16 protein-coding genes are annotated in these 12,839 nt (G+C 69.8%); 4 read left to right on the forward strand and 12 right to left on the reverse strand.

The features are described 5' to 3' along the window. Nucleotides 1–159: 159 nt before the first annotated feature. Genes VM306_RS27905 through VM306_RS27915 form a run of 3 tightly spaced genes read left to right on the forward strand, consistent with a single transcriptional unit; the run spans nt 160 to nt 1,332 of the window. Nucleotides 160–612 (forward strand): ribonuclease domain-containing protein, encoded by a 453-nt coding sequence (locus VM306_RS27905; protein ID WP_325520363.1) that lies wholly within the window; start codon nt 160–162, stop codon nt 610–612. Further along, entirely contained in the window at nt 609–872 is a 264-nt protein-coding gene (locus tag VM306_RS27910; RefSeq protein ID WP_325520365.1) for a barstar family protein, read from the forward strand. Before VM306_RS27905 ends, VM306_RS27910 begins: the two co-directional genes overlap by 4 nt. Before the next feature lie 43 nt (nt 873–915). Beyond that, complete coding sequence (locus VM306_RS27915; RefSeq protein ID WP_325520367.1) at nt 916–1,332, forward strand: hypothetical protein; 417 nt, start codon at nt 916–918, stop codon at nt 1,330–1,332. Between the two features lie 3 nt (nt 1,333–1,335). On the opposite strand, the gene VM306_RS27920 is transcribed toward VM306_RS27915, so the two are convergent. Then, nucleotides 1,336–2,112 (reverse strand): enoyl-CoA hydratase-related protein, encoded by a 777-nt coding sequence (locus VM306_RS27920; protein ID WP_325520369.1) that lies wholly within the window; start codon nt 2,110–2,112, stop codon nt 1,336–1,338. Nucleotides 2,113–2,152: 40 nt separating this feature from the next. Here VM306_RS27920 and VM306_RS27925 point away from each other — a divergent pair, with 40 nt between their 5' ends. Then, the gene (locus VM306_RS27925; protein WP_325520371.1) at nt 2,153–2,770 is read left to right on the forward strand and encodes a DJ-1/PfpI family protein; all 618 of its coding nucleotides are present in this window, start codon (nt 2,153–2,155) and stop codon (nt 2,768–2,770) included. A 90-nt stretch (nt 2,771–2,860) separates the two neighbouring features. On the opposite strand, the gene VM306_RS27930 is transcribed toward VM306_RS27925, so the two are convergent. The 11 genes from VM306_RS27930 to VM306_RS27980 form a co-directional block, all read right to left on the reverse strand. Beyond that, a complete protein-coding gene (locus tag VM306_RS27930; RefSeq protein WP_325520373.1) occupies nt 2,861–3,475 on the reverse strand; it encodes a cyclase in 615 nt (204 codons plus the stop codon). A gap of 311 nt (nt 3,476–3,786) precedes the next feature. Next, nucleotides 3,787–4,299 (reverse strand): hypothetical protein, encoded by a 513-nt coding sequence (locus VM306_RS27935; protein WP_325520375.1) that lies wholly within the window; start codon nt 4,297–4,299, stop codon nt 3,787–3,789. Between the two features lie 74 nt (nt 4,300–4,373). Next, complete coding sequence (locus tag VM306_RS27940) at nt 4,374–5,069, reverse strand: sirohydrochlorin chelatase (RefSeq protein WP_325520377.1); 696 nt, start codon at nt 5,067–5,069, stop codon at nt 4,374–4,376. Beyond that, nucleotides 5,066–5,938, reverse strand: a complete 873-nt coding sequence (locus tag VM306_RS27945; protein ID WP_325520379.1) for an ABC transporter permease — start codon at nt 5,936–5,938, stop codon at nt 5,066–5,068. The genes VM306_RS27940 and VM306_RS27945 overlap by 4 nt, the downstream gene beginning before the upstream one ends. Continuing rightward, a complete protein-coding gene (locus VM306_RS27950) occupies nt 5,922–6,698 on the reverse strand; it encodes an ABC transporter ATP-binding protein (RefSeq protein WP_325520381.1) in 777 nt (258 codons plus the stop codon). The genes VM306_RS27945 and VM306_RS27950 overlap by 17 nt, the downstream gene beginning before the upstream one ends. 20 nt (nt 6,699–6,718) lie before the next feature. Then, nucleotides 6,719–7,768: an ABC transporter substrate-binding protein gene (locus VM306_RS27955; protein WP_325520383.1), complete on the reverse strand. Its 1,050-nt coding sequence runs from the start codon at nt 7,766–7,768 to the stop codon at nt 6,719–6,721. Between the two features lie 14 nt (nt 7,769–7,782). Further along, the gene (locus tag VM306_RS27960; protein ID WP_325520385.1) at nt 7,783–9,126 is read right to left on the reverse strand and encodes a sulfate adenylyltransferase subunit 1; all 1,344 of its coding nucleotides are present in this window, start codon (nt 9,124–9,126) and stop codon (nt 7,783–7,785) included. Beyond that, nucleotides 9,127–10,026, reverse strand: coding sequence for a sulfate adenylyltransferase subunit CysD (gene cysD, locus VM306_RS27965; protein WP_325520387.1), 900 nt, complete (start codon nt 10,024–10,026; stop codon nt 9,127–9,129). After that, on the reverse strand, nt 10,023–10,718 hold the full coding sequence (locus VM306_RS27970; protein WP_325520389.1) for a phosphoadenylyl-sulfate reductase: 696 nt from the start codon (nt 10,716–10,718) through the stop codon (nt 10,023–10,025). Before VM306_RS27970 ends, cysD begins: the two co-directional genes overlap by 4 nt. Further along, nucleotides 10,715–10,873 (reverse strand): hypothetical protein, encoded by a 159-nt coding sequence (locus VM306_RS27975; protein ID WP_030472080.1) that lies wholly within the window; start codon nt 10,871–10,873, stop codon nt 10,715–10,717. The genes VM306_RS27970 and VM306_RS27975 overlap by 4 nt, the downstream gene beginning before the upstream one ends. 36 nt (nt 10,874–10,909) lie before the next feature. Further along, nucleotides 10,910–12,589, reverse strand: coding sequence for a nitrite/sulfite reductase (locus tag VM306_RS27980; protein ID WP_325520398.1), 1,680 nt, complete (start codon nt 12,587–12,589; stop codon nt 10,910–10,912). Between the last annotated feature and the right edge of the window lie 250 nt (nt 12,590–12,839).

Below are 12,839 nucleotides of genomic sequence, written 5' to 3' on the forward strand. Positions count from 1 at the left end.
CGTGCAGCTGCCCGTCGCCGTGCAGTTCCCCGTCGTGATGATCGTGGTGTTGCCGCTCTGCCTGGGCGTGGCACGGCTCATCGACCGCGTGGCGGACTGGGGCGCGAAGAACCCGGCCTCGCCGGCTGAACCCGAACCCGAGCCGGAGAAGGTCGCCGCGTGAGTCCTGGTCGTCGCCTGACCGTCGCACTGGTCGGGCTGGTCGCTCTCGTCGTCATCGGGTGGTTCGTCAAGGACGGCTCGTCGGGGGCGCCGCCGCCCGGGACCACGAAACCGGTGGTGACGAGTTCGGTCTCCGGTGAGTCCGTGCCCGGCGCGAGGTCCGGGCTGGACGTCGAGGCGCTGTCGAAGCTGCCCGCCGAGGCCGGGAAGACGTGGAAGCTGATCGAGGCCAACGGCCCGTTCCCGTACCCGCGCAACGACGGCGTGACGTTCGAGAACCGCGAGAAGCGGCTGCCGCAGCAGAAGTCCGGGTACTACAAGGAGTACACCGTGCCGACGCCCGGCAGTCCCGACCGAGGCGCGCGCCGGATGGTCACCGGGTCGGAGGAAGAGGTCTTCTACACCGGCGACCACTACTCGACGTTCGTCGTCGTGGACGTGAAGAAGTGAAGCGGCACATCCTCGTCACGGAGAAGAAGGCCGCCATCGCGGCCATCGCCCGCGCTCTCGACTTCCCCTCCTGGTTCGGGCAGAACCTCGACGCCCTGCACGACAGCCTCAGCGATCTGTCGTGGCTGCCCGAGGGCGAGTACGTGCTGGTCGTCCCCGCTGATCTGGACCCGTCCGTCGCGGAGGTCCTGCGCGACGCCGCGAGGCGGACCGCTGGATCAGGTGAACGGACCCTGCGCGTGGTTCGCACGGAAAGGTGACTCGGGCTGCGGCATTGCCGTCCGGAGTGGACAGTGCAGCTCCATGGGAACGCTTTTCCGCCGCCTGGGCTGTGCGCTCGGCGTCGTCGCGGTCGTAGGAGTGCTCTGCCCGGCCGTCTCCTTCGCCGGTGACCCCGACTGCTCGCAGGAGCAGGGCTTCACGCCGTTCGACACCGCCGACGGCGACAACCCGGTGACGATGCAGACCGGCCGCGTGGTCGAGCTGCGCGCGTCGAACAAGTCCAAGTGCGCGTGGGGCCGCATCTCGTCCGGCACGCCCGGCGAGGAGATCTGGACCGACCGCAAGAACCCCTCGGGCGACGGGCACGAGGGGTTCCTCGGGTACACCAGGATCGACTCGGGCACCGCGAAGTTCACCGAGGCGTTCAAGAACGACGGCAAGATCATGCGCGCCTGCGGGTCGTCGCGGGGCGTGATCGAGTGCACCGGCTGGTTCTAGGCTCTAGTCCTCCGCGGGAACCCAGGAGGGCTTGCGCTTCTCGCGGAACGCCGTGATCCCTTCCTGACCCTCAGGGCCGCCGAAGTGCCGCGCCGACAGCTCGAGCATGTCCGCGAAGACCTCGCCGAGGTTCGTGGACCGCTCCTGCTGCAGCATCTCCTTCGTCGCGGCCAGCGCCGTGGGCGCGCCGAGCGCGAGCATGTCCGTGTACCGGCGCACCTCGGCGTCGACGCCGTCCAGCGGCACGGCGGAGTTGAGCAGGCCGATCTCCACGGCACGGCGCGCGTCGAACGCCTCGCCGGTGAGGAACAGCTCGTGCGCCTGGCGGGGGAGCAGGCGCGGCAGCACGGTCACCGAGATGACCGCCGGAACGACGCCGATCCGCACCTCGCTGAACGCGAACGTGGCCTCGTTCGCGGCGATGGCGATGTCGCAGGCCGCGACGATGCCGACACCGCCCGCGCGGGCCGGGCCCCTGAGTGCGGCGACGACCGGCTTCGGGCTGGTCCAGAGCTGTTCGAGGATCGCGGGGAACTCGTTGACGCCCTGGTCTCCCGCGCTCGCGCCGGCGGCCTCCTTGAGGTCCATGCCGGAGCAGAACACGGTGCCGGTGTGGGTCAGCACGACCACGCGCACCTGGTCGTCCTTCGCGGCCGCGGTCAGGTGCTCGCGGAGCTCCCGGCGCAGCTGTGACGACAGGGCGTTGCGGTTGTGGGGGGAGTCCAGCGTGATCGTCGCGATGCCACGCCGCACCTCGTAGTGGACCAGCTCATCTGCCATGCCGCTGACCTTAGCCGTGCGGTTTTGGCAGTGTGCCGGCATGACATCCGAGAAGGTGTACCTCGTGCTGGCCGACCAGCTCGCCGACTGGCAGTACGGCCACGTGGCGGCGCAGGTGAGCCTGCAACGGTTCCAGCAGCGGCCAGGGCGCTACGAGATCCGGACGGTCGGGCTCACGACGGACCCGATCCGCACCGTCGGTGGTGTGCGGATGGTGCCGGACATCGCTGCGACCGACGTGTCCCTCGATGACGCCGCGATGCTCGTGATGCCGGGCGGTGACGGGTGGGAGGGCCGTGCGCTGGCGGAGTTCGGCAGGCTGGCGCGCCGGTTCCGCGAGGCGGGCAAGCCGGTCGCGGCGATCTGCGGCGGGACGGTCGCGCTGGCGGCCGAGGGGCTGCTCGACGACGTGGCGCACACGTCGAACTTCCGCGCGACTCTGGGCACTTATGGGGGAGCGGCGCTCTACCGCGACGAACGCGTGGTGCGCGACCGGGGTGTGATCACGGCGGGCGGCGCGAGCGCGTTGGAGTTCGCGCGTGAGGTGCTGGCGGAGCTGGAGGCGTACACGCCGCGGACGTTGGAGGCCTGGTACGAGTTCAACCGCGCCGACACGGCCGAGGCGTTCGGGAAGCTGGTGGCGAGTGTCCAGGAGTGAGGCGTGCGCGGGTCTCGCTCGAAGACCTGCGCACGTCGCTCAACATCGGTCGAAGCTGCTGACTGACGCCCGGCAGGGGTGGGGCGTCAGTCAGCCGATGGTCGTGGTCGTCAGGACGGGGCTGGGATCCGGGTAGCCCTTGGCGGCGGCGTTGACCGGGAAGCCGATGACGGTGACCACCGCGGTGAAGGTGAGGCCGGGCGCGTCGTAGCTCGAGCCGCCCAGCTTCGCGGCGATCGTGCCGCTGCCGCCCGCTTGGAGGTTGATCGTGACGGTCGGCAGCTCGAAGCGCGCGCCGCCCTTGATCGGACCGGGCACGGTCAGCACGACGTCGGTGCCGGAGAGGCCGATCGTCGGCGTGCCACCGAGTCCTGCGCCGCCGGAGAGGCTTGCGGACCTGAACGAGGAGTTGGCGGGCACCGGCAGCTTGAGCGCGAGCCCCTTGATCTCCCGGACCTGCCGCCCGCCCGCCTCGGTCGGGACGGTGTTGGGCGCGGGGTCGATGGTGACCGCGAGGGTGCCACCCGGCGCGACGCTCGCCGGCGCCGACGCGTCGACGCCCTGGTCGAGCGTGAAGTCCGTGGTCTGCCCGACGGCGCTCGCCCGGAGCTTGTAGGTGATGGTCTGCGGAGCGGCTGCTGACGCGTTGGAGGCGAACATCAGCATCGGTACCAGTAGCAGGGACCCGATTCCGGCTAGCTTCATGGCCTCTCCCCGTTGAGTGGACGAGGGACACTTCCAGCACGCGGCGTAGTCACCTGACTACTCATGAGTAGGTTTCACGTCAACGGTTCACAGTTCACTTCGCCCGAACGGACGGTGGTGACGATCGCCGGGGAGCGCTGCTCGGCATCGGCTGGCGTGGTCGGGTACCTGTCCACCCAGAAGGGTTAGACAGCGGCCTGGGGTGCGGCGGTTGGGGCCAAATGCGCTAGGCTGCGCGCATAGCCTTCGCCGCTAGGTGGAGGAAGTGAGCCCAGGTGCGCGTCCGGACGGTCGCTGCCTGGGCTTCGCGCTTATCTGAGCTGCTCCAGGTCGACGACCGGCGCGACCCGCCTCTTCCAGTCGCCCCCGGCGCCGTGGCACCAGGCGACCGCATCGCTCACCCACAACGCGGGCTCGGCCGAGGAGTGGATGTGCTCGTACACCAGTCCGGCTTCGTGGGCCTTGGTGCGGGTACCGATCAGGAGCCGGTCGCGGCCGTTGGCGACGGGGTCACGTGAGTCGAGCACCAGCCTGCTGACACCGAGGCCGATGGCGTCCTCGACCAGCAACGGCAGGAGCTTCGACCGGACTCGCTCGCTCTTCCCGCGGCCGGCGTAGATGTTCACCACGAAGTCGCAGACCGCCAGCCTGTCCGCGATCAGCTTGCGTCGCGCGGGTTTCTCGGTCCTGAAGTGCACACGCCGGGAACCGGGGAGCAGCAAGCCTCGCATCATCGCGCGCGAGGAGTGCAGCGAGGTCGGAGACACCAGAACGGCTGCCATGAGGTAGCCGCCACGTTCCGACTCGTCGACGAACATGTGCATCCGAACAGGATCGCAGGCAGGGCCGGCAATTCCTCTTCGGGTGATCGTGAAGATCAAGCCCGGCCGTTGAACGGCTAAGCCGCCACCGCCTGCCGCGCCAACGCCTCGTCGTACCGGTCCAGCACCAGCTGAGCGACCTCGACGTCGTCACCCAACGGCCGCGCCACCACAGCATCGCCCGCCAGCGAGGCCACCTTGTCCGGCAACAACCCCGGCGCCAGGAACCACGACGCGACAGCGATCCGCGTGGCCCCCTTCAAGCGCAACCGCTCGATCGCCTCGGGTACGGAAGGCGACGCGATCGAAGCGAAAGCGGCCTCCACCCCAGCCCAAGCCGACTCCCGGGCCCACCGCCGCGCCACCGAGGCCACGGCCTCGTTGGCGGGCTCGTGCGACGACCCGGCTCCGGCCAGCACCACACCCAAAGACCGGTCGCCGAAGTCGACGCCCGCTTCGGAAAGCCGCCGCAGGGCAGCAGACTCCAGCCGCGGGTCCGGCCCCAGCACCGGGGTGACCACAGCGGGCACCCGCGACTCGGCCACAGCGGCCGGCACGTCCACCCGTGCGTGATAAGCCTTGCCCAGCAACAAAGGTACGACCACCGACGGCCCGCGCAGCACGTCGTTCAGCCGGGGTGCGCACAGGTCCAGGAAGCAGCCGCGGACGTCCAGTTCGGGCCGCAGGGAACGCACGACGGACAACAACGCGTGGATCGACGCGGCAGAGCGGGGATCGCGGCTGCCGTGCGCGACGGCGACGAGTGGGATCACAGCGCCCCCGTCAGGCCGCGGGCCCGCAGCACGGCGCGCTCCAGGGGGCGGAACAGCAGCAGCTCGATCCCGATGCCCACCAGCAGGATCAGGAAGATCGCCGCGATCACCATGTTGATGTCGTTCAGCGACGACCCGTTGTGCAGGTACTGGCCGAGGCCGATGCCGAGCTGCGGCGAGGTCGCGATGATCTCCGCGGCCATCAGCGACCGCCACGAGAACGCCCATCCCTGCTTCAGGCCCGCCAGGTAGCCGGGCAGGGCGGCAGGCAGCAGGATGTGCCGGGCGGAGGCCAGTCGTCCGGCGCCGAGGGCGCGTCCCACGCGCGGCAGGAGCGGCGGGATCTGGTCGATGCCCGCCACCAGGCCGTTGGCGATCGACGGCACGGAGCCCATCAGCACCACGAAGTAGATCGTCGACGGGGTCACGCCGAACCACAGGATCGCCGCCGGGACCCAGGCCACCGAGGGCAGTGACTGCAGGCCGGTCAGCAACGAGCCGATCGCCGCGCGCACCACCCTGGCCTTCGCGACCAGCAGGCCGAGGGGCGTGGCGATCACGACGGCCGCGAGGAACCCGAGCACCGCGCGGTGCAGCGAGGTCCACAGGATGCCGAACGCCTCGCCGGACGAGATCGAGCGGACCAGCTCGTTCCACACGTTGACCGGAGCCGGCAGCTGGAACTCCGGCAGGAGCGCCGAAGCCCAGAGCCCCTGCCACACGCCCAGGAGCAACGCGAAAGCGATGAGCGGTGGCACGCCCGTCTTCAGGAACCGCTGCCACAGCGACGCTCTGTGCGCCTCGACGGGTGCGTCCAGCGCGTCGAGGCCGGCGCCGACCTTGTCGAGCGTGTCAGGAGGCGTGGCCACTGATGACCTCTCGCAGATGGGTGTTGATCTCGCCGAGGACCTCGTCGGAGGAGTCCGTCACGTCCCACTCGCGCACGACGCGGCCGGGGCGTGAGGACAGCAGCACGACGCGCTGGCCCAGGCGCACGGCCTCGCGCACGTCGTGGGTCACGAAGATGATCGCGGTGTTGGTGGTCTCCCACACGCGCAGCAGTTCGCTCTGCAGCACGTCACGCGTGATGGCGTCGAGGGCCGCGAACGGCTCGTCCATCAGCAGCAGGGCGGGAGCGCCGTCCGCGGAGACGGTGGCGGACGCCAGCGCGCGGGCCAGTGCCACGCGCTGACGCATGCCGCCGGAGAGCTCGTGCGGGCGCTTGTCGGCGACGTCGCCGAGCCGCACGAGCTCCAGCAGCTCCTGCGCACGGCGCCTGCGCGCCGACCGGCCGACACCGGCGAAGCGCAGCGCCAGCTCCACGTTGCGGGACGCGGTGAGCCACGGCATGAGCGCCGGCTCCTGGAACATCACGGCCGGGCGCGACGTGTTGAGCCGCAGCTCACCCGACGTCGCGCCGTCCAGGCCGGCGACGATGTTCAGCAGCGTGGTCTTGCCGCAGCCAGACGCGCCGAGGAGACAGACGAACTCACCCGGCTTGACCTTGAGGTCGACGCCGTCGAGCGCCACCACGGCCGAGCTGCCGTGGCCGAACACCTTGCGGACGCCGGTCAGTTCGACGGCGGTGTCCACAGTAGACAGAGCAGTGGTCTCGAGCGTGGCGGTCATGTCCGTGTCCCCTCGGAGAGTTACTTCTTGTCCAGACCGGCTGCTTGCACCTGCGGCTTGCCCTGTGCCTGGAGGACCTTGTTCAGCAGCGTGAAGTCGGCGTAGCCCGCGACGTTCGCGGCCTCCTTCGCCACACCGGCGGTGACGGCGTCCTTCGCGAGCTGCGGGAAGTGCTTGGCCTGCGCGTCGGTGGTCAGCTCGATGTTGTCCCACGCGGCGTCGAGGATCTTGTCGCCGAGCTTCTTGGACGTGAGCTTCTCCAGCGCGGCGTTGGCCGTCTTCCTCGCCTCGGCGGAGTTCGCCTTCGCCCAGTCGATCGCGGCGACGTGGCCCTTCAGCACGGCCTCGACCGTCTCCGGGTGCTCCTGCAGGAACTTCGTCCGCACGATGACCACGGTGGTCGGGAACGCCCCGCCCTCCCACAGCGTCTTCTCGTCGAGCAGCACCTTGGCGCCCGCCTCGGCGACCAGGCGCGCCGACCACGGCTGCGGCGCCCACGCTGCCTGGATGTCGCCCTTCTTGAACAGGTCGAGCGAGGCCGCGTTCTCCACGTTCTGCACGGTGACCTGGCCGGTGAGGTTCTTCTCCGCCAGGTACTTCTTCAGCGACACGTCCTGCGTGTTCGCGAGCTGCGGCGTGGCGACGACCTTGCCCTTGAGGTCCTCGATCGAGTTGATCTCGGGCTTCACCACGAGCTGCGCGCCGCCGGACGTCGCGCCGGAGATGAGGCGGACGGCTGCGCCCTGGGACTTCGCGTAGGCGTTGATCGCCGGGCCGGAACCGATGTAGGCGATGTCGAGGGACTCGCCCAGCAGCGCGTTCACCTCGTCGGGACCCGCGTTGAACGTCTGCGTGGTGAGCTTGGTGCCGCCGAGCTCCTTCGCGAACAGGCCCTTCTCCACGCCGATCAGCGCGGCGGCGTGCGTGACGTTCGGGAAGTACCCGAGGCGAACCTCGGCGGCGGCGCCCTTGGACTCGGCGGCGGGGGTCTCGCCGCCGCCGGCGCGGCTGCATCCGGACAGGGCTGTCAGTGCGATCAGTGCGACGGCGATGGCGGGCTTGAGGTTCACGGGGAGTGGGCCTTTCAGGGACCGGGGGACACGAGGGCGTGGTTGTCGGGGGTAGCCGCGCTACCCCCGGTACAGCTCTCCACGCCGTTCTCGAGCAACGGCAGCGGAGCCCCGACCAGTCCGGCGGCGAGCGTGGAGCCGTCACTCGCGTCGATCACCAGGAAGGACCCGGTGCGCCGGCTGAAGCTGTAGTCGTCCAGCGGTACTTCCTCCGCGAGGCGCAGCGCCACGCGGCCGATCTCGTTGAGCTCCAGCGAGGGCGGGCTGTCCACACTGGACAGCGTCTGCTCGTCGAAGCGGTCGCGCAGGTCGGTGACCACCGCCTGCACGGTGCGCGTGCCGTGCTTGACGAGGACTCGGGCGCCGGGCCGCAGGGGCTTCTCCGCGAGCCAGCACAGGGTGGCGTCCAGCTCGTCGGTGACCTTGGGCTCGTTGCCCGCCACCGCGATCAGGTCGCCGCGGGAGATGTCGATGTCGTCGGACAGCAGCAACGTCACGGACTGGCCGGCCGCCGCCTCCGCCAGTTCGCCGTCCGCCGTGTCGATCTTCGTGACCGTCGAGCGACGACCCGACGGCAGCACCACGACCTCGTCGCCCGGCCTGACCGTGCCCGCGGCGATCAGACCGGCGTACCCGCGGTAGTCGGGGTGCTCGGCGGTGCGCGGGCGGATCACGTACTGCACGGGGAAGCGGAACGGGGCGTCGTGCGGGTCGGGTTCGACAGGCACGGTCTCCAGGTGCTCCAGCAGGGTCGGGCCGGAGTACCACGGCGTGTTCGCGGACTTGTCCACGACGTTGTCACCGGCCAGCGCGGACACCGGGATCTCGACGACCGAGTCCTCGGTGTAGCCCAGGGCGGTGGCGTGAGCGGTGAACTCCTTGGCGATGCGGGAGAACGTCACCTCGTCGTAGCCGACGAGGTCGATCTTGTTGACCGCGAGGACGAGCCGCGGCACGCCCAGCAGCGCCAGAACCGCCGCGTGACGCCGCGTCTGCTCGATGACGCCCTTGCGCGCGTCGACCAGCAGGACCGCGAGCTGCGCGGTGGAGGCACCGGTGACCGTGTTGCGGGTGTACTGCACGTGTCCGGGGGTGTCCGCGAGCACGAACGACCGCCTGGGCGTCGCGAAGTAGCGGTACGCCACGTCGATCGTGATGCCCTGCTCGCGTTCCGACCGCAGGCCGTCGACCAGCAACGACAGGTCCGGAGTCGCCAGACCGCGATCGGCGCTCGCGCGGTGCACGGCGTCGAGCGTGTCCGCCAGCACGGACTTGGTGTCGTAGAGCAGCCTGCCCACGAGCGTGGACTTGCCGTCGTCCACGCTGCCCGCCGTGGCCAGCCTCAACAGGTCGCTCATCTAGAAGTACCCCTCCCGCTTGCGGTCTTCCATGGCGGCCTCGGACAACCGGTCGTCGGCCCGCGTGGCGCCGCGCTCGGTCAGCCGTGACGCGGCGACCTCGGCGATCACCGCGCGGATGTCGGCGGCGTCGGACTCGACGGCACCGGTGCAGGAGCCGTCACCGACCGTGCGGTAGCGAACCGTCTTGCGCTGCAACGTCTCGCCTTCGCGCGCGGTGCCCCACGGGCCCTCGGCGAGCCACATGCCGTCGCGCAGGAACACGTCGCGCTGGTGCGAGTAGTAGATGTCCGGCAGCTCGATGCCCTCGCGCTCGATGTAGTTCCACACGTCGAGCTCGGTCCAGTTGGACAGCGGGAACACGCGGACGTGCTCACCCGCGCGGTGCCGGCCGTTGTAGAGGTTCCACAGCTCGGGGCGCTGGCGCTTCGGGTCCCACTGGCCGAACGCCGTGCGCAGGCTGAAGATCCGCTCCTTGGCGCGGGCGCGTTCCTCGTCCCGGCGCCCGCCGCCGAAGACGGCGTCGAACTTGTGCTGCGTGATGGAGTCCAGCAACGGCACCGTCTGCAACGGGTTGCGCGTGCCGTCCGGGCGCTCCTCGAGGCGGCCGTCGTCGATCCAGTCCTGGACCTTCGCGACCTCCAGGCGCAGACCGTGCCGCGCGACGACGCGGTCGCGGAACTCGATGACCTCGTCGAAGTTGTGGCCGGTGTCGACGTGCAGCAGCGGGAACGGCACCGGCGCCGGGTAGAACGCCTTGATCGCGAGGTGCAGCAGCAGCGTCGAGTCCTTGCCGCCGGAGAAGAGGATCACCGGCCGGTCGAACTCGCCCGCGACCTCGCGGAAGATGTGGATCGCCTCCGATTCGAGGCGTCCCAGGGTGTCCAGAGCCAGAGTCATCCGTGCAACCCACATTCCGTCTTCGACTGACCGGCCCACCGTCCGCTGCGGGCGTCCTGCCCCGGCAACGGCTTCGCGGTGCACGGCAGGCAGCCGATCGAGGGATATCCCTCCTGCACCAACAGGTTCTCGAGGACGCCCTTCTCGCGGATGTAGGCGTTGAACTCGTCGTCGCTCCACGGCGCGATCGGGTTGATCTTCACCAGGCCGTTGCGCTCGTCCCACTGCACGATCGGCGTGTTCGCCCTGGTCGGCGCGTCCACGCGGCGCACACCGGTGACCCACGCGTCGTACTTCGCGAGCTCCCTGCGCAGCGGCACGACCTTGCGCAGGTTGCAGCACGTGGCCGGGTCCGACTGGTACAGCAGGCCGAACTCGCGTTCCTGCTCCTCGACCGACTGCTCGGCGGCGGCGTTGACGATCCGCACCTGCGGGTAGACGACCCCGACGGCGTCGCGCACGCCGATGGTCTCCGGGAAGTGGTAGCCCGTCTCCAGGAACAGCACGTCGAAGTCCGGCTTCACCTTCGCGGCGAGGTCGATCAGCACGGCGTCCTGCATGTTCGACGCGACGATGTAGCTGTCGCCGAACGTGCGCGCGGTCCACTCCAGAGCCTCGACAGCGGAAGCGCCTGCCAGCTCCTCTTGCGCGGCTTCGGCGACGATCCTGAGGTCTTCCTTGAGATCGCTCACTTCTTCACCTCCTGCGGCAGGTTGAGCCCGACGAACGAGACCTTGAAGACGCGGCGGCACCCGGTGCACAGCCACGCGTAGCTGGGCTCCTCCTGCGGCCGGAGGTCCTCGTCACCGCAGTAGGGGCAGTAGAACGGCGTCGCCCTCTCACTCATGGCAGCCTCCGCTGAGACACGTACGTCGGCTGGCCCTCATCGCAGCGACCCCTCGTCCGCGCGGCCGACCCACTGCGCGAAGCGCTCGTCGGTCTCGCGCTGGGCGACGAAGTTCCGCACCACGCGCTCGACGTACTCGGGCAGCTCGTCCGCGGTGACCTTGTGGCCGCGCAGCTTCCGGCCGAACCCGGCGTCGAGGCCGAGCCCGCCGCCGAGGTGCACCTGGAAGCCCTCGACCTGGTTGCCCTGGTCGTCCGTGACGATCTGGCCCTTCAGCCCGATGTCCGCGGTCTGGATGCGGGCGCAGGAGTTGGGGCAGCCGTTGATGTGCACGGTGATCGGCGCCGTGACGCCGTCGACGATGTCCTTGAGGTTGGCCTCGAGCTGCGTGACGAGGTTGTCGGCGCGGGCCTTGGTCTCGACGATCGCGAGCTTGCAGAACTCGATGCCGGTGCAGGCCATGATGCCGCGCCGCCACGGCGACGGGTCGACCTGCAGGCCCAGCTTGGCGAGGTCGCTCTTGAGGGCGGGCACCTCGGACTCGGCGACGTCCAGCACGATGATCTTCTGGTGCGGCGTGAACCGGACACGCGTGGAACCCGCGCGTTCGGCGACCTTCGCGACCTCGACCAGGATCGAACCGGACACGCGGCCCGCGACCGGCGCCGCGCCGACGTAGAACAGGCCGTCCTTCTGCCTGTTCACGCCGATGTGGTCGACCTGCTGGCTCAGCACTTCGGGCGCAGGGCCGTCGAGCATCTTGCGCTCGAGGTACTCGTCCTCCACGACCTGGCGGAACTTCTCGGGCCCCCAGTCGGCGACGAGGAACTTGATGCGCGCGCGGTGCCGCAGCCGGCGGTAGCCGTAGTCGCGGAAGACGCTGATGACCGCCTCCCACACGTCCGGCACCTCGTCCAGCGGCACCCAGGCGCCCAGTCGCTTGCCCAGCATGGGGTTGGTGGAGAGGCCTCCGCCGACCCAGAGGTCGAAGCCGGGCCCGTGCTCGGGGTGGTGCACGCCGACGAACGCGATGTCCTGGATCTCGTGCGCGACGTCCTGCAGGCCGGAGATGGCGGTCTTGAACTTGCGCGGCAGGTTGGAGAAGCGCGGGTCGCCGATGTAGCGCTCGAGGATCGTGTCGATCGCAGGCTGGCCGTCGACGACCTCGTCCTCGGAGATGCCCGCGACCGGTGAACCGAGGATGACGCGCGGGCTGTCGCCACACGCCTCCATCGTGGTCAGGCCGACGGCTTCGAGCTTCTGCCAGATCGTGGGAACGTCCTCGATCCGGATCCAGTGGTACTGGATGTTCTGCCGGTCGGTGATGTCCGCGGTGTCGCGCGCATAGGTCTGCGAGATCTCGCCGAGCACCTTGAGCTGCTGCGTGGTGAGCGCACCGCCGTCGCTGCGGACGCGCATCATGAAGTACTCGTCGTCCAGCTCCTCCGGCTCCAGCGTGGCCGTGCGGCCGCCGTCGATGCCGGGCTTGCGCTGCGTGTACAGGCCGTACCAGCGGAACCGTCCGCGCAGGTCGGCCGGGTCGATGGAGTCGAAACCGCCGTGGGCGTAGATGTTCTCGATGCGGGTGCGGACGTTGAGCGGGTTGTCGTCCTTCTTGCTCCGCTCGTTGGGGTTCAGCGGCTCTCGGTAACCGAGCGCCCACTGCCCCTCGCCGCGACGCTGCTTGGCGCGCGGTGACGTCTGCGGCGGGACCATCGCCATCCTCCGGGGTTTCGAGGCGCTCGGTGCGCGTGCGAGCCCGGAGGTGCTTGTGGTGGGGGCGTCGTCAGCGCGCCGGGCGCCGACGGGAACGAATCAGCGCGCGGTCAGGCCGAACGACGGCACATCGCGCTGGAGACACGACGGAAGTCGACGTGGCGGCGGGCCACGAGGCGGACTCCAGTCGAAGGCATGTGCTCAGTGTGCATGGCGTCCAGAGCATGGTCCACCGCCAACCGAATGCTGG

It is taken from the genome of Lentzea sp. (genome assembly GCF_035525475.1).
GTDB lineage: Bacteria > Actinomycetota > Actinomycetes > Mycobacteriales > Pseudonocardiaceae > Lentzea.